At 33.6% G+C, this 23,170-nt stretch carries 17 protein-coding genes; 13 read left to right on the top strand and 4 right to left on the bottom strand.

All coding sequences use genetic code 11. The features are described from left to right. On the bottom strand, positions 1-311 hold a 311-nt coding region (locus A9G37_RS08655; RefSeq protein ID WP_065575264.1), incomplete at its 3' end, for a helix-turn-helix domain-containing protein. Between the two features lie 244 nt (positions 312-555). Continuing rightward, on the bottom strand, positions 556-807 hold the full coding sequence (locus A9G37_RS08650; RefSeq protein ID WP_065575263.1) for an SMI1/KNR4 family protein: 252 nt from the start codon (positions 805-807) through the stop codon (positions 556-558). Positions 808-1,856: 1,049 nt separating this feature from the next. Between A9G37_RS08650 and argS the strand changes: the two genes are divergently transcribed. After that, on the top strand, positions 1,857-3,590 hold the full coding sequence (argS, locus tag A9G37_RS08645) for an arginine--tRNA ligase (protein ID WP_065575262.1): 1,734 nt from the start codon (positions 1,857-1,859) through the stop codon (positions 3,588-3,590). A 70-nt stretch (positions 3,591-3,660) separates the two neighbouring features. Then, positions 3,661-6,000 (top strand): penicillin-binding protein 1C, encoded by a 2,340-nt coding sequence (gene pbpC / locus A9G37_RS08640; RefSeq protein ID WP_065575261.1) that lies wholly within the window; start codon positions 3,661-3,663, stop codon positions 5,998-6,000. 47 nt (positions 6,001-6,047) lie between these two features. On the opposite strand, the gene A9G37_RS12590 is transcribed toward pbpC, so the two are convergent. Beyond that, positions 6,048-6,203, bottom strand: a complete 156-nt coding sequence (locus tag A9G37_RS12590) for a putative quinol monooxygenase (protein ID WP_141671138.1) — start codon at positions 6,201-6,203, stop codon at positions 6,048-6,050. A gap of 594 nt (positions 6,204-6,797) precedes the next feature. Here A9G37_RS12590 and A9G37_RS08635 point away from each other — a divergent pair. The 11 genes from A9G37_RS08635 to A9G37_RS08585 all read left to right on the top strand — a co-directional run bounded on the left by A9G37_RS08635 (position 6,798) and on the right by A9G37_RS08585 (position 21,350). Beyond that, entirely contained in the window at positions 6,798-7,814 is a 1,017-nt protein-coding gene (locus A9G37_RS08635; RefSeq protein ID WP_218059354.1) for an amidohydrolase family protein, read from the top strand. Between the two features lie 763 nt (positions 7,815-8,577). Beyond that, a complete protein-coding gene (locus A9G37_RS08630; protein WP_065575260.1) occupies positions 8,578-9,807 on the top strand; it encodes a phosphopentomutase in 1,230 nt (409 codons plus the stop codon). 52 nt (positions 9,808-9,859) lie between these two features. Then, on the top strand, positions 9,860-10,576 hold the full coding sequence (deoD, locus tag A9G37_RS08625; protein ID WP_065575259.1) for a purine-nucleoside phosphorylase: 717 nt from the start codon (positions 9,860-9,862) through the stop codon (positions 10,574-10,576). A 104-nt stretch (positions 10,577-10,680) separates the two neighbouring features. After that, positions 10,681-11,922 (top strand): nucleoside permease, encoded by a 1,242-nt coding sequence (locus A9G37_RS08620; RefSeq protein ID WP_034911041.1) that lies wholly within the window; start codon positions 10,681-10,683, stop codon positions 11,920-11,922. A 305-nt stretch (positions 11,923-12,227) separates the two neighbouring features. Further along, entirely contained in the window at positions 12,228-13,397 is a 1,170-nt protein-coding gene (gene add / locus A9G37_RS08615) for an adenosine deaminase (protein WP_065575258.1), read from the top strand. 29 nt (positions 13,398-13,426) lie between these two features. After that, positions 13,427-15,400 (top strand): bifunctional 2',3'-cyclic-nucleotide 2'-phosphodiesterase/3'-nucleotidase, encoded by a 1,974-nt coding sequence (locus A9G37_RS08610; RefSeq protein WP_065575257.1) that lies wholly within the window; start codon positions 13,427-13,429, stop codon positions 15,398-15,400. Between the two features lie 26 nt (positions 15,401-15,426). Continuing rightward, on the top strand, positions 15,427-15,828 hold the full coding sequence (locus tag A9G37_RS08605) for a cytidine deaminase (RefSeq protein WP_442903147.1): 402 nt from the start codon (positions 15,427-15,429) through the stop codon (positions 15,826-15,828). Between the two features lie 104 nt (positions 15,829-15,932). Then, positions 15,933-17,234, top strand: coding sequence for a pyrimidine-nucleoside phosphorylase (locus A9G37_RS08600; RefSeq protein ID WP_065575255.1), 1,302 nt, complete (start codon positions 15,933-15,935; stop codon positions 17,232-17,234). Between the two features lie 30 nt (positions 17,235-17,264). Then, positions 17,265-18,947 (top strand): bifunctional UDP-sugar hydrolase/5'-nucleotidase UshA, encoded by a 1,683-nt coding sequence (ushA, locus tag A9G37_RS08595; RefSeq protein ID WP_141671137.1) that lies wholly within the window; start codon positions 17,265-17,267, stop codon positions 18,945-18,947. Between the two features lie 14 nt (positions 18,948-18,961). Further along, positions 18,962-20,509, top strand: coding sequence for a YjjI family glycine radical enzyme (locus A9G37_RS08590; RefSeq protein ID WP_218059353.1), 1,548 nt, complete (start codon positions 18,962-18,964; stop codon positions 20,507-20,509). Further along, a complete protein-coding gene (locus tag A9G37_RS08585; protein WP_065575254.1) occupies positions 20,484-21,350 on the top strand; it encodes a YjjW family glycine radical enzyme activase in 867 nt (288 codons plus the stop codon). The genes A9G37_RS08590 and A9G37_RS08585 overlap by 26 nt, the downstream gene beginning before the upstream one ends. A 110-nt stretch (positions 21,351-21,460) precedes the next feature. Here the strand turns inward: A9G37_RS08585 and A9G37_RS08580 are convergent, their stop codons facing one another. Beyond that, on the bottom strand, positions 21,461-23,008 hold the full coding sequence (locus A9G37_RS08580) for a hypothetical protein (protein WP_065560327.1): 1,548 nt from the start codon (positions 23,006-23,008) through the stop codon (positions 21,461-21,463). Positions 23,009-23,170: the final 162 nt, after the last annotated feature.

Raw genomic sequence — 23,170 nt, 5'->3', positions numbered from 1 at the left:
ACGCTGACTTTCTTTAAACGTGCAGCAATCTGCTCTGGGCTGTAATAAAGCATGAGGTATTTTTCAACTTGGCGCCATACCGAAGACTCTATTGGCTTACCATTACCGCTGTTTTTCCGCCTTTTCCTAGCTAAGGTTACCGCATCATGTGCTTGATAGGCTTGATTAGGTTTTGAGTTTCTTTTTATCTCTCGACTTATTGTCGAAGGATGTCTATTAAGTAGCTGGGCTATCTCTTTTTTATTCTTTCCGGCTTGTAATAATACGAAAATTTGGTATCTTTCCTTCCTAGAAAGGTGATTATAATACATAGCAATCTCCAAACTGTGGTGGTGCGAAGGTGCTAGTATAAATCACCTTTCTACTTTCTTCACTCCACCTTGTTTAAAATTGCACTTCATGTTTGAATCCAGGTATAATTTATAGCCCTATCCCAGTCTGATCTTATATATCGATATATTGCGCCTGTATTAATATTTATGCATAAAAAACCATTACTATAATCAATAGCAAAAGGCAGTAAAGTCTTCGGTAACTTTTCGTCACTCCAGCATTTCAATGCAACTCCTTCCAACAAGAAATCTGGGTCATCCTTAAATATTTTATTGGCAAAAATTTTAAAATTTCAAATTCATATGGTGGGTAAGCTATTCTACAAATACTTCTATATACATTTCCACCATTGCAATTAACATATAGCTCTTTTAAAGAGTTTGGAATCGTAATACCTAGTTTATTTTCACAAGCATTTAAATCTTTATCAGTCAGTTTTTTTTCGCAGTCATAAAAGTTATCTATATTAATCATATTATTTCCCCAATTATATTACATATGTAACTATCGTTCTAAAAATTATTCAAAAAGTACAAAATTCATCTACTATATAAATAGAATGAGATGTTAATTTTTAGATAAATGCTATGCTCCAACAAATATGAAATAATATAAAAAATGGTCCAACTATTTTAACGTTATCTCAGATAATAGACATAATAAAATATCTTCAAGCAGTTACAGTTGATGAGATTTTAAAAAATGATAAAGCTTTTTTGGAGATATTAGATTTATTAGTTGATTCTTATTCTGATTCCGCAATATTTGAAATCGATAATGACAATAAATTATTTTTACATCATTTTAGTGATTGTCTGCTCAAATTAGGGAAAAATACTCGCTTGGTAAAAATCAAGATGATTTAAGCTCTTATTCAGATATGTTTTTAAAAGAAATGTGCAATAAAAATATTACTCGGGGATGTTGAGCTTTTGTATTCATCATGATCCTTCTTTACATTTTTAACCGTATCATACAACATGCTAATATCGTTATACCAATTGACGATATTTATAGACTCTAGTAATATAAATCTTTCGTGAGTTTTTTATTGAAATATCTCATCACCTCATCACAGACAACCAATTCAAATTTGATAAAAAATACCTTCTAACGTATTGCAATACGCTTATTTATTATCCAATTTAGCCTGTATTTAGTATTAATTTTTATCTCTTTTTCCAAGTGGGTATTTGTCTATATTAGTCTGGACATAAATTCATATTGATCTTACACAGTGTTGTGTGAGTATTTTCCGCTCTAAAATTTCTCAGTTAGGCTATTGATTTTATTAAAATTTTTATAAGAAGGCGTTTTTTAGAAAAATTAAACAATTACATTATATTTTTGTTTTTTGATGAAAAATAAGGCTTGATTAAAATATTTTGGCTGGAGCATCAATTTATTCGACTTTTTACACTCTTTTAATAAAAAGGAGACCTCCCCTTTTAATGCGATAAGTGACAATTCATCACTTTGTCGGTATTATATGGGACATTTTATTATAATTGGTTAGGTTTAGTGTGAATATTCAACAATTATTAACGCAACGCGTTTCACAAGCTATGATTATGGCTGGTGCAGATAAGAACTGCGACGCTTTAATTAAGCAATCAGCTAAAATACAATTTGGTGATTATCAGGCTAATGGCATTATGTCTGTTGCTAAAAAAATGGGAATGCCTCCTCGAGAACTTGCTCAGACGGTTTTACAGCATCTTGATGTTGATGATATCGCTGAAAAAGTTGAAATTGCAGGCCCTGGTTTTATTAATATCTTTTTGAAAAATAGCTGGATTGCTGAGCAAAATGAAGTTGCTTTAAGTAGTGATAAACTTAATATTACTTTACCCGCCAAACCGCAAACTATTGTGGTTGATTATTCGGCGCCTAATGTCGCCAAAGAGATGCATGTTGGACACTTGCGTTCAACTATTATTGGTGATGCTAGCGTTCGTGTTTTATCTTTTTTAGGTCATAATGTTATTCGTGCTAATCATGTTGGTGATTGGGGAACTCAATTTGGTATGTTAATTGCGTATCTTGAAAAGATGCAAAATGAACATGCCAATGATATGGAGCTTTCAGATTTAGAGTCATTCTATCGCGCCGCTAAAAAACATTATGACGAAGACGAAGTGTTTGCCGAAAAAGCTCGTAATTATGTAGTGAAATTACAAGGTGGCGATGAATATTGTCGTGATATGTGGCATAAGCTAGTTGATATTACCATGACGCAAAATATTGCCACTTATAAACGTTTAAATGTTACGTTATCGCTTGAAGACACCATGGGTGAAAGCATTTATAACAGCATGCTACCTAGTATTGTTGCCGATTTAAAACAGAAAGGGCTTGCTGTTGAAAGTGAAGGGGCGATTGTTGTTTTTCTTGATGAGTATAAAAACAAAGAAGGCGAACCGATGGGTGTTATCATCCAAAAACGTGATGGTGGCTACCTTTATGCAACAACCGATATTGCTTGTGCTAAATATCGTTACGAAACGTTACATGCCGATCGTATTCTTTATTATATTGATTCCCGCCAACATCAACATTTAGAGCAAGTTTGGACTATTGTTCACAAAGCTAAGTATGTACCTGAATCATTAAAGCTTGAACACCATATGTTTGGTATGATGTTAGGTAAAGATGGTAAGCCGTTTAAAACCCGTTCAGGCGATACTGTTAAATTAAATGATTTGCTAGATGAAGCGTGTGAGCGAGCAACAACTTTAATTCGTAGCAAAAATCCTGATCTTTCTGAAAGTGAGCTTGCAAAAATTGTCGATGCGGTAGCTATTGGTGCAGTTAAATATGCTGATCTTTCTAAAAATCGGACTACTGATTATGTTTTTGATTGGGATAATATGTTGTCATTTGAAGGCAATACCGCACCTTATTTACAATATGCTTATACCCGTGTATTATCAATTTTTAAAAAGTCCAATATTTCCGAAGATAGCTTAACAGCTAATATTAGTTTGGAATCTGATAAAGAGCGTGCTTTAGCAACTCGTTTAATTCAATTTGATGAAACTATTTCAATCGTGGCAAGCGAAGGTACCCCGCATGTGCTTTGTGCTTATCTTTATGAAATTGCAACGCTGTTTTCAAGTTTTTATGAAAACTGCCCTGTTTTATCAGTTGAAAACGAAAGCCTGAAACAAAGTCGCTTAAAATTAGCTTCTTTAACAGCTAAAACACTTAAAACTGGCCTTGACATGCTAGGTATTAAGACAATTGATAAAATGTAATTTAATCATGACCAATGCGAATGCATTGGTCATGGCTTTTGATACATGCGTTTTAAACTTTTGACTAAATATGTTTAGATTTATTGTTCGTCATCAAAATAAATTAATGGCTTTGTTACTGTTATTTATTGCGATCTTTGTTATTCGTTTGTTACCTCATGCCCCTCTTTCTGAATCACTCACTTTTTCAAAGCGCTATTATGATGATAATAACCAGCTAATTCGAATGACATTAGCCAATGATGATCGTTATCGTTTATGGACGCCTTTAGAAGATATTTCGCCTAATATTGTTAATGGTTTGTTGTTACAGGAAGATCAGTGGTTTTATTATCATGTTGGCTTTAATCCATTTAGTCTAATTAGGGCTTTTGGAGCAACCTATCTTGGTGGTGGAAATCGTCAAGGTGCTTCAACCATTACCATGCAACTTGCGCGAATGCATTGGCAGTTAAATACTAAAACCATTGGTGGGAAGTTGCATCAAATTGCTAGGGCTATACAGTTAGAGTTGATGTATTCTAAACATGATATTTTAGAAGCGTATTTAAATTATGCCCCTTTTGGTCGCAATATTGAAAGTATTGGTGCTGCGTCATTTATCTATTTTAATAAACCACCTTCACAAGTCAATTTGCCCGAGGCGTTAACTTTGGTGGTATTACCTCAATCACCAACATATCGAGTTGATCGAAAAACCGGATTTGCTGGCAAAGCGTTAGTTAAAGCAAGAAATCAATTATTTGAGCGTTGGCAAGAAAAATATTTTGTTGATAGCAATATTGTCGCTCTTTTTTCGCAAAAGTTGGTTTTGCGTCAACCAGAACGAATGCCTTTTGGTGCACCGCATTTTATTAATCAAATCATTCAACAACAGCAAAGCGATGCTCAAGAAATTAAAACTACGTTAGATAATAATCTGCAAAAAATCATTAGTCGGCAAGTCAATTTGTTTATTGAGCGAAATCGCATAAAAGGTATTAATAATGCGTCAATAATTTTGGTTGATACCCAAACAATGAAGGTTAAGGCACTGATTGGCTCGGCTAATTATTTTAATAATTCTATTCAAGGTCAAGTTAATGGTACACTTGCTAAACGCTCACCCGGATCTACACTTAAGCCGTTTATTTATGCGCTTGGTATGGACCAAGGTGTTTTACATCCTCGTACAATTTTAAAAGATGTGGCAACTGATTTTGGTTCATACACGCCAGAAAACTTTGATCGTAACTTTCGTGGACCTATTTCGGCAACCGATGCATTAATTCATAGCCGTAATATTCCTGCTGTATCGGTGGCATCTAAATTGCATAATCCCTCTTTTTATCAATTTTTGGTCAATGCCCATATCCAAAAACTCGCCGATGAGTCGCATTATGGTTTATCTTTAGTGTTAGGTGGTGGTGAAGTTAGTGCACAAGAGTTAGTCGGGTTATATGCCATGCTAGCCAACGAAGGTCGTTGGCAGCCATTGCAATTTATTGAAGCCGACGACTCACCCGAACCACAAAAGCTGTTAAGTCCACAAGCAGCATTTATGACCATTGATATGTTGAAACAAAATACCCGCCCACAAGATGTACTTAGCAAAATGCAAAAAAAGGTGGTACCCGTTGCTTGGAAGACAGGTACATCATGGGGATTTCGTGATGCTTGGACAGCTGGAACTTTTGGTAACTATGCAATGGTGGTTTGGCTTGGTAACTTTGATGGTAGTGGTAATAATGCCTTTGTAGGCGTCGATGCCGCCACACCGCTCTTTTTTAATATCGTTGAAAGTATTAACGCTTATTATCCTAACTTGCGTGAACCTAATCGCCCATTACCTCCAAATTTAAAGCGTATCGATATTTGTCTAACCAGTGGCAATCTACTGACTCAATGGTGCAAGGCAAAAGGTAAAACGTGGTTTATTCCGGGTGTGTCGCCAATTAATCCCGATACCATTTTTAGACCCGTTATGGTCGACAATCAAACAGGTAAAGCTGTTTGTCTTCCTTATGATTTAGCAACCTCTCACTTAGCTGTTTTTGAATATTGGCCGTCAGATTTAGCCGCTGTTTTTGCTAAAGCCGGGATTGCTAAAAAAGCGCCACCATCAACAAAACATTGTCATTCATCACAAAATTTTTTAGGCGAACCGCCAAAAATAACTTCGCCTCTTAAAAATGTAGTTTATCAATTTAGAACCACTAAACAAAAAAATGAACAAATTAGTTTTACTGCTAATTGTGATGGTGATGTTAAATCACTTTATTGGTTTGTTAATAACAGTTTTATTGGGCAAACCGAGCCACGGAAGGCTCTTAACTGGATCCCAACACAAAGCGGGACTTTTAAAATTTTAGTGCTTGACGATATGGGTCGAAGTGATTCACGGAATATAAAAATCGAACTATTTGATTAATTAATATAGTAGCTACCCCCAAATGTTAACTACTATCATCCTTTAATTCATATTACTTGTTTGGCAATATTTATCTCTAATCTATCAGTATAATCTTTAGCAAAGTTGGCAAATTCAACAAAATATGGCGTTGTGTTATGAAAATCAATTGCCTGCTGTGATGCCCATGTTTCGATCACTATAAAGATATTTGAATTATCTATACTTTGAGATTAAGTTCATAGCGTAAACAGCCTGCTTCAGCTCAACTACCTGCTACTAGACGTTTAAAAATTGGCTGAAATGCGTCATAGAATTCTGGTTTAACTGTGATTGTGGCAATAATATTTAATTGACTCATGTCAGTAGACTACCTATATTTCAAAATAAGGTGTTTGTGTAGTATACGCTTGCTACTGCTAATATCCAAAAGCAGTATTTAATGTTAATAATCTCATTTTTGTGACAACAAATTATTTTTATTAAATAACTATTTATAACTTTATTTTTTATTTTATTGGTAATTAACTTTATTAAAAACTATTTTTTGAAGTAAAAAATCTAAAAAATAATACTTTAACCATTTCATTTATTTATACATTTTATAAATTATAGTACTTGCTATTAAAAATATTTTGGTTAGAATTTCTGCAGTTTTTTATCGACACGGTGTAGGCGCAATGATCAATTGTAACTCAGTAATCTTAATCATTAATATTATTGATTCCATTTTATCCTCCTTTTTGGGGGATTTTTTTTGCCTATTGCGCCCGATTTTATCAACTTCATTTAAAATGATTGAATTGTAGAGGCATATTATGATTGAACATAAAAACATGTTATTAACCACAAGAGACCAAAGTTTAAAAGCCTATTTAATGAATAATATTAAGCAAAATGGCGGATGGGTTAATGCACATATGCATGCTGATCGTGCTTTTACTATTTCGGTTGATAGCTTTGATGTCTATCAAAAACAGACTTTAATTGAAAAATGGGATACATTAGATAAAGTCAAAGCATCAATGAGTGAAGATGATTACTATCGTCATTTTAGTATGGCGGTTGAACGTATGATTGAGCAAGGTGTAAGTGCCATGGGATCGTTTGTTGATATTGATCCTATTGCTGAAGAGCGAGCAATTAAAGGGGCCTTAAGAGCACGAGAAACTTATAAAAATGACATCACCATAAAATTAGTTAATCAAACACTTAAAGGTGTTATTGATAAAGAAGCACGTTATTGGTTTGATAAAGGGGCTGATTTAGTTGATATTATTGGCGGTTTACCACGTCGTGATGAGCGTGATCATGGTGAAGGTATGGGACTTAAACATCTTGACGTGTTAATGCAAACAGGTAAATCACTAGGCAAAATGGTGCATGTACATGTTGACCAATTTAACTCACAAGATGAGATCGAAACAGAACAACTTACCGATAAAACCCTTGAGCATGGTATGCACGGGCGAGTTGTTGCTATCCATAGCATTTCTATCACTGCACATAGTTTAGCATATCGCCAAAAACTCTACAAAAAAATGAAAGAGGCCAAAATGATGGTTATTGCTTGCCCTTTTGCTTGGATCGATAGCCCTCGCCGTGAAGAACAAGGCCCTACTCGTAACTCATTAACCCCTGTTGATGAACTGGCTGCTGCTGGTATTCCGGTTGCTATTGGCACGGATAATGTTAGTGATTATATGTTACCATTTTCAACGGGTAATATGTGGGAAGAACTTAAATTGTTAGTAACAGGATGCCGTTATACCGATTTAGACAATGTGATTAATGTGGCAACTAAAAATGGGCGAATGGTGCTAGGTATTGATTGATTTGGAATAGAGTAAATTTAACAGAATACGCCCATGTAAATAAATTTGTGTATTTACCTAATTTTTAAACTACTCTAATGAGTAAAAAATAAGGTAAATATAAAATGATGAATACAAACTAAGAAAAATGGCAACCAAACTGACCAAAAGCATAAAAACGCTGGAAAATTTAGGTATAGGGAAACACCAGATTGTTTATACTTCATAGTTAAAATAATCCTCTAAAAACCCATAAGGCATTTTCTTCCGAAAATCGCTTTATGGGTTTAACTGTATTATTATGGTTGATAAATCATTTAAGCCTTTATTTTCTATATTTTGAATATCTAAAGGTTTGACGATTATACTACATCTCCATTTAACGTTCGTATAACTCTTTTCGATTTCCAATTTCGTTTATGAGCAAGGTGATTTTGTAAAATTATAATTTATTTTTAAACAATAGATATTCACGTCGCTATAGGAATGTTTTGTTTTTTATGTATATTCATTACGTTTTTTTCTCAAAATAGTGTAAACAGCATGATTAATTTCTACACTTAAAAAAATGTTTTATAAATTTTTTGATATACAAAAATATGACTAAGATCAAATTAATCACATTATTTATACAAATATTCAGCTAAAGCAACGCTTAAATCTTTTTTGTTTTTTGTTATCGTGTATTATAGCTAACTAAGCGATGTTTTTATAAATTATAACCAGAATTCTAATAAAAAAGATTGTACACAAGTTAAGTTTTGCTTATTAGTTAGAGGAAATTATGAAAAGAGTTTTTATTATGATCCTAGATTCGTTTGGTATCGGTGGCGCTGAAGATGCAAATAAATATGGCGATGAGGGTGCTGATACTTTAGGACATATTGCTGAAGCTTGTGCTTTAGGTAAAGCTGAGCATGGTCGTAGTGGTCCATTAAATTTACCTAATTTAGGCAAATTAGGCTTAATCGAAGCGGCGTATGAATCAACTGGTCATTATCCTAAAGGTATGCAAACTGAAGGTGAAATTATTGGTTCATATGGCTATGCAAGCGAGATTTCCTCAGGTAAAGATACTCCATCAGGACATTGGGAATTAGCTGGCGTGCCAGTTCTTTTTGGCTGGGGTTATTTTACTAATACCACTAATAGCTTCCCTCAAGATCTTTTAGATAAAATTGTCTCTCGTGCAAAACTTCCTGGTTACCTCGGTAATTGTCACTCATCTGGTACAGTCATTCTTGATGAACTTGGTGAAGAACATATAGCATCTGGCAAGCCAATTTTTTATACTTCTGCTGATTCTGTATTCCAAATTGCATGTCATGAGGAGGCATTTGGTTTAGATAAACTTTATGAAGTCTGCGAAATTGCACGTGATGAGCTAAATAAAGGTAATTACAACATTGGCCGCGTTATTGCTAGACCTTTTGTTGGTAAAAAAGCGGGCGAATTTGTGCGTACGGGTAACCGCCACGATCTTGCTGTTGAACCACCAGCACCAACGATGATTAAAAAACTAGTTGATGAAAAACAAGGTACCGTAGTGTCAATTGGTAAAATTGCCGATATTTATGCACAAGTTGGAATTACCAAAAAAGTAAAAGCAACCGGTCTTGAAGCTTTATTTAATGCGTCACTAGAAGAAATTAAGCAGGCTAAAGATAATACGATTGTATTTACTAATTTTGTCGATTTTGACTCTTCTTATGGGCATCGTCGCGATGTCTCAGGTTATGCCACTGCTTTAGAATATTTTGATAGTCGTCTTCCTGAGATGTTAGCGCTTATCCAACCTGGCGATCTGCTTATTATTAGCGCCGATCATGGTTGTGATCCAACTTGGTCAGGTACCGATCATACTCGCGAACATATACCTGTCATTGTCTACGGAGATAGTGTGCCTGTTGGCTCTTTAGGTCATCGTGAAACATTTGCCGATATAGGACAGAGTGTTGCCGATTATTTTGATTTATCGCCAATGGATTACGGTAAATCTTTTATAAAAAAATAAATAATTTAAGTTTAAGTAATATCGATTTCAAAACAAATACCAGGAGAAGTTAATGTCTACCCCGCATATTAATGCTGTTGATAATGCCTTTGCAAAAACCGTTTTAATGCCCGGCGATCCGCTACGAGCAAAATTCATTGCAGAAACCTTTTTAGAAAATGCAACAGAAGTTACTAATGTAAGATCCATGTTGGGTTTCACTGGTTATTACAAAGATAAAAAGGTTTCAGTTATGGGGCATGGAATGGGTATTCCATCTTGTTCAATCTATACAACCGAACTAATTAAATTTTATGGCGTTGAAAACATCATTCGTATTGGTTCATGTGGCGCAATTAGCCCTAATGTCAACTTAGGAGATATTATTGTTGGGTTGGGTGCTTGTACTGATTCAAAAGTTAACCGCTTACGTTTTAAAGATCATGATTTTGCCGCTATCGCCGACTTTGATTTAACTTGTAATGCAGTTAATACAGCTAAAAAATTGGGTGTAAATGTTAAAGTTGGTAACCTTTTTTCTGCTGATCTTTTTTATAGTGTTGAACCTGATATGTTTGATATTATGGAAAAGTACAATATTTTAGGCGTTGAGATGGAAGCTGTTGGCATTTATGGCGTTGCGGCTGAATATGGTGCAAAAGCACTGGCCATTTGTACGGTTTCAGATCATATCCGAAAAGGCGAAGCAATGTCAGCAGAACAAAGACAATTAGGGTTCAAAGAAATGATCACTGTTGCACTGGAGTCTGTTTTATTAAATCAAAACTAAAAAAATGGCAGGTTAATCTGCCATTTTTTATTTTGATCAAATAATTATTTTATTGATATTTAGATATTAGATTATAGTAAATCTTGTTTATTAAGGAATTATAAATGAATATTCATTTTAAACTTAGGGTTATATTTTTCTTACAATATTTTATCTGGGGAAGTTGGTTAATAACTCTCGGTTCTTATATGATACGTAAATTACAATTTACTGGTCTTGAAGTAGGTTCGATATACGGAACAATGGGTATCGCATCTTTATTTATGCCTGGCTTACTTGGGATTGTAGCGGATAGATGGATACCTGCTAACCGTTTGTATATGCTTTGTCATTTAATTGGTGCTTTAACACTATTTATTGCGGCTTCTGTAACATCTCCTTTCATGATGATGATTGTGATATTGATTCATTGCCTAGCTTTCATGCCAACCATCGCCATTTCAAATTCAATCGCTTATTCTTGCTTAGAATCACGTGGACTTGATGTTATTACCGAGTTCCCTTGTATCAGAATTTTTGGCACCATTGGATTTATTGTTGCTATGTGGCTTGTGAGTCTTTTAAAATTAGAACTGAGTAGCATGCAACTTTATATTGCAGCTGCATCTGCTTTATTACTCAGCCTTTATTCATTCTTGCTACCATTGATTCCAACAACAAAAAATAAAACTGAAGAAAAAAACATCATTAGCGCATTAGGGTTAGATGCTATTGTTTTATTCAAACAACCACGAATGGTTATATTTTTTCTATTTGCGGTTTTATTAGGTGGTATTTTACAAATAACCAATACTTTTGGTAATCCATTTTTACATGATTTTGAAAGATTCCCTGAATATGCTGATAGTTTAGTGGTTAAATACCCTTCTATACTGTTGTCTATTTCTCAAATGTCAGAAGTCGCATTTATCTTATTTGTACCTTTCTTCATGAAACGTTTAGGTATCAAATATGTTATGCTTATTAGTATGCTTGCTTGGGTTGCTCGTTTTGGTTTATTTGCTTATGGCGATCCATCTCTTTTCGGTTCTGTATTACTTCTTCTTTCAATGATTGTTTATGGTTGTGCTTTCGACTTTTACAATATATCTGGTTCAATGTATGTTGAAAAATCGGTATCGCCAACTATTCGTAATAGTGCTCAAGGATTATTTATGACCATGACTAATGGGTTCGGTGCTTATTTAGGTTCGGTAGGCAGTGGTTATGTAGTCGATTATTATAAAACTGGAAATGTTACTGAATGGCAAACAGTTTGGCTTATTTTTGCCGGCTATGCTTTGGTTTTAGCAATTGTATTTATGTTGATTTTTAAAAACGAAAAGCCTAATCCAAAAACCGTTTAAATCATTTATTAATTATTCATTGTGTGCTGAAGCTTTTTCCCACTTAATCAATATGTAGGCAACAATACATTTTGTTGCCTTTTTTACTAACAATAAATTATCGTAAAAATTTGATTTACCGCACAAAAATATAAATAAGTGATGCAAAAGATATAGCAGATAAGTATCTTATCAAGTTAAAATAACCCAATTGACGATGATATACATGTTATTAAAAATTTTTTAATAAGCTTTTGATATCATTGTTAGTAAAAGCAATGTTATTAAAGCCAATTTATCTCATTTAAAAATAGATTAAATACCTAATGAACGATCAAATGATACCTAAAGTTATATTGCACGAACATGTTGAAGGCAGCATTACCCCTGCCATGGCTCACCAGTTAGCTCAAAAAAATAATATTCCTTTTCCTAATACACTATGTTACCAATCTGGTCAATACAATGCCAAAGAATATAAAAATGGTAGATATTTGTATGACGAGTCCAAATTTGAAGAATTTATTAATACATATGATACCGTTTCTAGCTTTCTAAAAGATCCTGAAGATTATTATTCTATTACTTATGATTTTCTTTATAGAAATGCTAAACAAGGGTTAATTTATTGTGAACTATTTTTATCCCCTTATCATATTTGCACAACCGAAGTGAATGGAAAATTAATTTGGGATAAAGAAAGGTTCAATCAAACTCTTTTCCACATGGACAAAGCAATTATAAAGGTACAAAACGATTATGATATTACAGTTAGATATCACGTTATTGGTGTTAGACACCTAGGCGCTAAAGTTGTTTATGATACGTTGCGTTTTATTCAGCAAAATCATCACCCCTTTATTACGGGATTTAATATTGCTGGTAACGAAAAGGTTGGGCATTTTAAGGATTTTAAAGATGCACATAAGCTGGCTACTCAGATGAATTTAAAAAAATCGTATCATGCTGGCGAAATTGATTCAGATGAGAGTATTATTCAAGCTCTTAAACACGGTGCAAACAGAATTGGTCATGGCATTCGTGCCATTGAAAACAAAGCGCTTATTTGTGAACTGGTCGAAAAAAAAATTACATTAGAAATTGCTTTAACGAGTAATCGAATTTTAGTGAATGAATTGCATGGCGATATTTATCAACATCCAATAAGGCAACTTTATGACCAAGGAGTTCGCATTACTTTAAATACAGATGATGCAGGGATTTTTGGTACTGATATTGAAAAAGAATATAGTATCGCCCAATCCATATTTGCATTTTTACGATTAGAATTGCTTGATATAACACTATGTGGCATTCAAGCCGCATTTGTTGAAGATACGGTTAAAAGTCGTTTAACTGAGCAAGTTCTTTTATGTTTTTCATCTGATGATAGACAATTACTTAAAAAATTTATTAATGACAAAAAATATCATCCAGCAATCATTGAACGATTTTTAGAGTATCAGAAACTGTTACTAGCCATACCCGTTAACTAATTTACTTGTCAGAATAATAGGAGATTTGCATGAAAAAAAATAAGTTAACTTTACCCTTTTTAACCCTATTTATATCTGGCGTTGTTAATGCTGCAACTGTTGATTTAAGGATAATTGAAACAACCGACTTGCATGGAAACATGATGAATTACGATTATTTCAAAGATCAGTCTATTGATTCTTTTGGATTAGTAAAAACTGCTAATTTAATTCATCAAGCAAGAAGTGAAGTAAAAAATAGTGTTCTTGTTGATAATGGTGATCTAATTCAAGGCAGCCCAATGGCTGATTATGCCGTAAATAAGGGGCTTAATGATGGCGATATTCATCCTGTTTATAAAGCACTTAATACGCTTGATTATACTGTGGGGAATATTGGTAATCACGAATTTAATTTTGGATTGGAATTTTTGCAAAAAAGTCTTTCTGGGGCTAAATTTCCTTACATTAACGCTAATGTTTATGATGCCAAAACTCAAAAGCCATTTTTTACACAATATATTATTTTAGATACTCCTGTTATTGATAGAAACGGCAATAAACACACTATTAAAATTGGCTATATTGGTTTTGTGCCTCCACAAATTATGCAATGGGACAAACTTAATCTTGATGGCAAAGTTGTCGTCAAAGATATTACAGAAACAGCCAAGCTATTAGTCCCTGAAATGAAAAAACAAGGCGCTGATGTTATTATTGCTATTCCACATTCTGGTGTTTCAACTGAACCTTATAAAGCATTAGCTGAAAATTCGGTTTACTACTTGAGCCAAGTAGAGGGTATTGATGCCATTATGTTTGGTCATGCTCATAGCGTGTTTCCAAGTGAAGCGTTTAAATCATTACCTAATACAGATATTAAAACGGGCAATATTAATCATGTCCCAGCTGTAATGCCCGGACATTGGGGTAGCCACTTAGGAGTAGTTGACTTAGTTCTTGAAGGCGAACAAGCAAATTGGCAAGTGATTTCAGGTAAATCAGAAGCTAGACCAATCTATGATATAAAAACTAAAAAAGCACTTGTTAAAGCCGACCCAAATATCGTCGATATTCTAAGCAAAGATCACCAAGGAACACGCGAATTTGTTAGTAAACCAATAGGTAAAGTTTCAACCAATATTACGAGCTATCTAGCATTGGTTGAAGATACATCTGCCTTACAAATTATTAATGATGCACAAATCGATTACGTTAAGCAGTTTATTAAAGGGGATCCTGATCTTGATGGTTTGCCCATTTTATCGGCCATTGCACCATTTAAAGCTGGCGGCAGGAAAAACGATCCTAGCGCTTTTGTTGATGTGAAAGCAGGTAATTTGTCGTTTAGAAATGCTGCAGATATTTACCTTTATCCTAATATTTTGTCTGCTGTGAAAATTACAGGTAAATATGTCAAAGAGTGGTTAGAGTGTTCAGCTGGTGTATATAATCAAATTAATACTAATTCATCACAACCACAATATTTAATTAATTGGGATAAATTCAGAACCTATAATTTTGATATTATTGATGGGGTGAATTATCAAATAGATATAACAAAGCCACCCCGTTATGATGCAAATTGCCAGTTAATTAACCCTACATCTGAAAGAATTAGGAATCTGACTTATCAACAAAAAACAATTGTTCCTAACCAAGAATTCTTAATTGCCACCAATAATTATCGTGCTTATAGTGGTATATTTCCAGGTACTGGTGAAAAAAATGTCAAATTTAATTCTCCCGATGATTTAAGAGTCATCCTTTCCGCTTACATTACCAATACCACCCAAAAGTATAGTATAACCAATGTTACCGTCGATAATAATTGGCAAATTTCCCCAATTACTAGCAATACAAAATTAGATATTCGCTTTGAATCATCACCAACAGATGAAGCTAAAACCTATATCGAGAAACATTCACTATACCCTATTCATTTTATCGATACAGATACATCTGGTTTTGGTGTTTATAAGATAGATTTACAGTCTCCAATTAATACCCAACCTAAAAATTAATTAAAATTATTACGACTCAAAGGATTATTCATATGAAAATTGAAAAACTGATTGAACTTGCTAAAACAGCCCGTTCTAAAGCTTATGTACCTTATTCTAAATTTCAGGTTGGTGCCGTGCTAATTACTGAAGATGATGAAGCAATTTTAGGTTGTAATATTGAAAACGCATCTTATGGACTAGCAAATTGTGCCGAAAGAACGGCAATTTTTAAAGCGGTTTCTGAAGGTAAAACAAAATTTAAAAAATTGGTGGTAATTGGAGCTACTGATGGGCCAATTTCACCATGTGGAGCTTGCCGTCAAGTTATTAGTGAGTTTTGCGCTAAAGATATGCCTGTTATTTTGACCAATATGCAGGGAAAAATTCAAGAAACAACAGTTGGAGAATTATTACCTTGGTCTTTTTCACCAAGTGATCTTGATTAACATTATTTTTTAACAATAAAAAATAATAATCATGACTTAAAATTTATTTTGTATAAACAAAGCAATACACTAATTTTATTTATTGATAGTAAGAGAGAATAGTAATGAGATTTGTAGATATTATAGAAAAAAAACGTGACGGCAATTTATTAACCACTGATGAAATCCAATTTTTTATCACTAATTATACCAATGGAACTATCCCCGATTATCAAGTTAGTGCTTTATTAATGGCAATTTATTATCAAGGTATGACTTCCAAAGAGTGCGCAGATTTAACCTCGGCGATGATGTATTCTGGCGATACTGTTGATCTGTCTTCAATCAAAGGCATTAAAGTTGATAAACATTCAACTGGTGGTGTGGGCGATACAACAACCTTAGTTCTTGCTCCTTTAGTGGCCGCCTTAGATGTACCAGTAGCTAAAATGTCTGGACGTGGCTTAGGTCATACTGGTGGCACTACCGATAAATTTGAATCAATTCCAGGATTTAAAATTGAATTAAGTAAACAAGATTTTATCGATCAAGTTAATCATAAAGGGCTTGCCGTTATTGGTCAATCAGGCAATTTAACCCCAGCAGATAAAAAACTTTATTCGTTACGTGATGTAACAGGTACTGTTAACTCTATTCCTCTTATTGCAAGTTCAATTATGAGTAAAAAGTTAGCTGCTGGCGCTGATGCTATTGTTCTTGATGTTAAAACAGGTGATGGTGCACTAATGAAAGATATGGCGGATTCTGAAAAATTAGCTCATGAAATGGTGAATATTGGTAACCAAATTGGCCGTAGAACCATGGCAATTATTTCGGATATGTCTCAACCTCTTGGTTTTGCAATTGGTAATGCTCTTGAAGTAAAAGAAGCAATTGATACGTTAAAAGGTAATGGTCCAGCAGATTTAACCGAACTGGTTTTAACATTAGGTAGTCAAATGGTTGTACTTGCCGATAAAGCAAAAACATTAGAAGAAGCCAGAATAAAACTTCAAGAAGTCATTAAAAATGGTAAAGCTATCGAGAAGTTTAAAACCCTAATTGAAGCACAAGGCGGTGATAGTTCGGTCGTTGATCATCCTGAAAAATTGGCTAGTGCACCTTACCAAATTGCCCTACCAGCCCTTAAGTCAGGTTATGTATCAAAAATTATCGCAGATCAAATTGGGATCGCTGCAATGCAATTAGGTGCTGGTCGTGCAACCAAAGAAGATATTATTGATCCAGCTGTTGGAATCGTGTTACATAAAAAAGTAGGCGACAAAGTTACTGAAGGTGAAGCTTTATTAACGATACACGCCAATACTGATAAGCTTGATACTATCAAGCAAAAATTATATGACAATATTACCATTAGCGATAACGCAACTGAGCCTCAACTTATTTACAAGGTGATTACAGGATAATAGCTGTTATATAATGATTTAGGAGATACCATGCATTATCAATTAAATAAAAAGCTATCATTACTTGTTTGTATGGGGCTATTTTCAGCCTCTTGCATGGCCGCTGTTTCCACAAAAAGCTCATCAGTTCCAACTTTAGAAAAAGACAAGTCTTATCAATTTACTATTTTACATACCAATGACCACCACGGCCGTTTTTGGCAAAATGATATTGGTGAGTATGGGCTTGCTGCTCAAAAAACCGTAGTAGATGAAATTCGAAAAGAAGTTACGGCAAAAGGAGGGAAATTACTGCTGCTATCAGGTGGTGATATTAATACTGGTGTCCCTGAATCTGATGTACAGCAAGCCAAACCTGATTTTATTGGCATGAATGCGGTTGGTTACGATGCTATGGCTGTTGGTAATCATGAGTTTGATCATCCTTTGACTATTATTCGTGAGCAACAGAAATGGGCAAAATTTCCTTTTTTATCGGCAAACACTTACTTTAAAGGCACAGATAAACGTGTATTTGATGCCTATAAAATGTTTTATTTGAATGGTATTAAAGTTGCTGTGTTTGGTTTAACCACTGACGATACCATTTTTCTTGCTTCACCCAAAAATACGGAAGGTGTCGAATTTCGACAAACCGTACCCGAAGCACAAAAAATAATTAAACAGTTAAAAGATAATGAAAACCCAGATATGATTATTGCTGTCACTCATATGGGGCATTATGAAAATGGTGAACATGGCTCAATGGCACTGGGTGATGTTGAATTAGCCAGAAATTTACAGACTGGCGATTTAGATATGATAGTGGGAGGACACTCACAAAACCCTGTGTGTATGGCTAGTCCTAATAAACGTATTACCGAATATGTACCAGGTACACCTTGTGCACCAGATCAACAAAATGGCACATGGATAGTGCAGGCCCACGAATGGGGGAAATATGTTGGACGTGCAGATTTTGTCTTCTTAAATGGCAAAATCACGTTAAAAAATTACCAATTAATTCCTATTAACCTAAAAAAAGAGGTTGATAATGGTAACAGTACCAAACGCCTTGAATATTACACGCAAGAAATTCCTCAAGATAAATCCTTACTTGAAAATTTGAGGTCTTATCAAGAATTAGGTAAACAGCAGTTGTTAGTGAAAAGTGGCGAGTTAAAAGGGCGATTAGAAGGCAGTCGAGATGTTGTTAGATACCAACAAAGCAATATGGGACAACTATTACTCAGTGCTTTTGTTGAAAAAACCGATGCAGACGTTGGCATTATGTCTGGGGGGATGATTCGTGACTCGTTAATTGAAGGTAATATTACCTATCGTGATATTTTAAAAGTAGAACCTTTTGGTAATAGTGTAGTTTACTTTGAATTAACTGGCAGTGAATTAATTGATTATCTGAAAGTTGCATTAAGTAAAAAACAAGGTTCGGGTGGATATGCACATTTGAAAAATATAAACCTAACAAGAAATGGGAACAATATTGAAGATATAAAAATTAATGATCAACCGATCAATTTACAAAAAAACTATCGTATTGCCACACTCGACTTTTTAGCCGCAGGTGGAGACGGCTATCCAATAACCAATACGTCATCGACTTATGTTGATACGGGCTATCGCGATGCCGATGTTGTAAAACAATATTTTGAGACTCATTCGCCAATTACTGCGTCTGATTATGAACCAAAACAATTTATTATTGAGAAATAAATATTGAGATAATTATGAGCATGACCGAATTTCAACAAAGTTGTTATAATATTGTGACAGACCCTAATTTGTCACCCAAACAAAAATCAAATTTGCTCGCCTTAGCAGCAGAAAATAATTTACCTTATGTAGATCTGGATGAAGAAACACAACAAGCTTTAAATGACCGCGTTATTTGTGATATGTACGAAGGTCACGCACCTTATAAACCTCGTTATGTTTTACCTGATTATGTAAAATTTTTAAAACAAGGATCACAGTGGCTAGAACTTAATCCAGCTGAAACATTTGATGATGCATTAAATTTGCTTATCATCATCTATCATCATATTCCTTCAGTAACTGGTATGCCTGTTTATTTAGGATGCTTAGATCAAATTTTACTTCCTTACGTTGGTAATCTTACTGAAGATGAAATTTATCAGCGATTAAAGCATTTTTGGATCATGCTTGATCGTAATTTACCTGATGCATTTATGCATGCAAACATTGGACCAACCGATAATATTATCTGTCGGGTAATCTTACGTATAGATAGAGAGCTCAAACAAGTTGCTCCAAATTTAACCTTTATCTATGATGAAGACATTACACCAGAATCATTATTATTAGTGACAATTGAAAATATTTGTGAAACAAGTAAACCCCATATTGCAAACAATAATTTGATCCAAAAAGATTTTGATGGCCAAGGATACGGTGTTGTAAGTTGCTATAATTCACTACCTGTTGCTGGAGGAGGAAGCACGCTTTCACGAATCAATTTAAAAGAAGTTGCAGTACGTAGTAAAAATATAGAAGACTTTTTGTCAAATATCTTACCTCACTACTGTCAATTGCAGCTCAATCTTATTCAAGCAAGGTCAAACTTTCTTTACAATAAATCGAACTTTTTTAACAGCAGTTTTTTAGTTGAAGAAGGTTTAATCGATCCAAAACGATTTGCACCAATGTTTGGTATCTTTGGAATGGCCGAAGCAGTTAATATCTTGCAAGAAAAAACAAATTTAGCTGGACGTTATGGTTTTGATGAACAAGCTAATGAACTTGCATTAACTATTACACAATTAATTGCCGAATTTATTGATAACCATACAATAGATTATGCTTGGAAAGGGAAAGCAATGCTGCATTCACAATCAGGCATTAGTATAGATAGAGCAACAACACCCGGGTTAAGAATACCATATGGGCAAGAACCCGATCCTGTCACTCATATTATGGCTCTGTATAAACATCACCAGTATTTCACTTCGGGTATTAGTGATATTTTAACAATTGATGAGACCATAAAAAATAATCCCCTAGCCTTGCTACAAATTTGTAAAGCTGCTTTCAAATTTGGTTTCCGCGAATTTACTGCCAATATCAGTGGTAATGATCTTGTTCGAGTTACAGGTTATATGGTGAGATTATCTGATATTAAAAGGTATAAAAAAGAAGGTTCGCGAATTAATACTACTTTCTTAGGGGCCGAAGCTGCCGAAAATACCGAAAATAATAGTTATTTATGTCGAAAACCACGAGTAATCAGTCATGAGCAAGTCATGGGCAATCGTTAATAAGCTTTTACCCTTTTCTTGTGTAGATGGACCTGGTAGTCGACTAGTTATATTTTTACAAGGATGTAATTTTCATTGTTTAAACTGCCACAATCCTTATACGATATCATTGTGTAAGGATTGTGGCCAATGTATTGATACTTGTCCACATAAAGCATTAAGTTTTAGTAACAATAAAGTTATATGGCAAACTTCAAATTGTCAGCAATGCGATACTTGTATTAATACTTGTAAGCATTCTTCATCACCAATGACTTATAGATATAGTGTAGATGATATTTTAATCACTATCCGGAAATATCTACCGTTTTTAAATGGTATTACCATAAGTGGTGGAGAAGCAACAATGCAGTTACCCTTTATTAAAGAGCTATTCAATGTTATCAAACAATCTAACGATTTAAAGCACCTTACCTGTTTTATTGATAGCAATGGTTATTTAACTAAAACAGGGTGGCAAAAAGTAGAAAATGTGATGGATGGCGCAATGATTGATCTCAAAGCTTGGGATAATGATGTGCATAAAAAGTTAACGGGAAGAGACAATCAACGAGTAAAAGAAACGATTAAATATCTAGCAAAAATAAAAAAACTATATGAGGTAAGACTTTTAATTATTCCTAAACAAACGGATCTACAGGATAATGCTAAAAATATTGCCAACTTTTTGATTGATTTAGATCCCAATATTCAAATAAGAATTAATGCTTTTCATAATCATGGTGTATATGGTATCGCTAAAAACTGGCCACCTGCCAGTAGACCCGAAGTAGAACTGTTTGCAGAACAATTAAAACAGCATAGCCTACAACATATTATATTACCTAATGTTTATTTGTAATGGTATTACTTGTGAATTTTAAGCATCGATAAATGGCAGGTCAATTTTATCGATGCTTTATAGCTGTTTTAGGATATCATTATATATTAACAATTATGATATTATGAAAACTATTCATAATATTCAATTGTTCTGGTTGTGATTTTATAGTCATCACAATTTTTAATTGTCCAATCACCTTTTTCATTATGCCCAGAAAAATAACATTCAAGCGATGCTTTCTTCTTAGAATTAATATATTTTTTCATTTTGATTAGCTGCCCTTGTTTGTTATATTCCATTATATATTGTTTTTCATCAATCACGGTCGAAATTAACTGATTATTTTTATCGTATTGAAATGTCATATGATCTCCAAGAGAGAGTATCCTGTCTTGAGGATCGTAACTTACAGAAACGGATTGAAGTTCATCTGAATCTATCCCAATTTGGATAAATTTATTTTTGTAGTCTGTCTGAAAAATATTAAATAAATCTATTTTTTCGTAATCATCTGTAGCTAATGGATTAAAATGATTTTGATTTTTACTAGGTAAAGACATTGTAAAATGATCATAGAATTTCCAGGTTTTTACCTCTGTTTTTATATCTTCAGAAGAACTAATAATACGCTTATTTTTATAATTACCTTGATTGAAAGTCGCAACAAAATTAGAAACTAATCCATTATTATCAAAATTCATTTCGAAAGTTACTTCTCTATTTCGATTAAGTGATTTTGCGTAACTGTCTAACAATTTATCTTTTATCGTGCCTTTTGTTGATTTAATTCTATTTTGAGTAAGAGCATGATCAAAATAATAATACATTACAACTAAGTTAGTTGAACGAGCTAAATTTGATGAAGGTTTAACTTTGGCAAATAGTACGGGATCAGGCTCTTTGCCCCAATCATTAATCTGTTGTTTATACTTGATACAATAATTCCTTAGGTTACGTGCTTTCTTAGCATCATAATATGCATAGGTGAAATGTTGCAAATCTGAGTTATCATTATCTATATTATAAAAAAATGATTTTCTAATAGAATTTTTATCATTAATGATAAATTCACCATTTACCGATTTAGCTAGCTCGATTCTAGATCTTAATTCATTAGGGAATTGCTTATTAATTAAACTAGGATAACTATAGTCAGAGTTAGCATATTGTTTATTTGTATTTATTTGGTGAAAATAAAAGTATTGCTGAAAAATATCATTATTTACCCATGAAGGGATCTTTTCAACTGTATAACTTACATTTATAAAAGTATTTACATCTTTTCTATTCTCATAAACACCTAATTTATTTAAAGTTACTTTTCCAAAACAGAAACTACCTTCTTTAAATTCAGTTTCACTGTTTAATTTAGCTAAATGATAGCGCTTCGTTTGATTTTCGACATCTAATGAGTACTCTAATAAACCCAAGCTAGAAAAAATCTCTAATCGTCGATTTAATTCGTTATTTACCCATACATCTGCCCGCTCATGAGTTGGATAATTAATTTCTTGTTTAAGATAAGGAAATGTTACTTTACCTAGATAAAAACAAAAAGGTTTTTCTTGAACTTGTAGTGCAGCTTCAATGTCGTTCTTCAATTTAGTTTTACTCTTATCACATCCTGTTAAAATAACCATTAATGTCAGTAGAGCTAAGTAAAAATATTTTTTCATTATTATTGTTCATCCTTTTTTAATAAATAATAGAGTTATTTAATACTAACAATACTTTATATCATAACCGATAATACTATTACATTAAGTAAAAAGTAAACCTGAGTTGACGTTAATTATATGGTTCAGTTCTATATTGAGTAGATCGCTATTAGGTAGCTT

It is taken from the genome of Gilliamella sp. GillExp13 (assembly GCF_001690815.1).
GTDB classification, from domain to species: Bacteria; Pseudomonadota; Gammaproteobacteria; order Enterobacterales; family Orbaceae; genus Gilliamella; species Gilliamella bombi.
The sequence above is the reverse complement of the archived record's forward strand: the minus strand, read 5'-3'. Positions and strand labels throughout refer to the sequence as shown.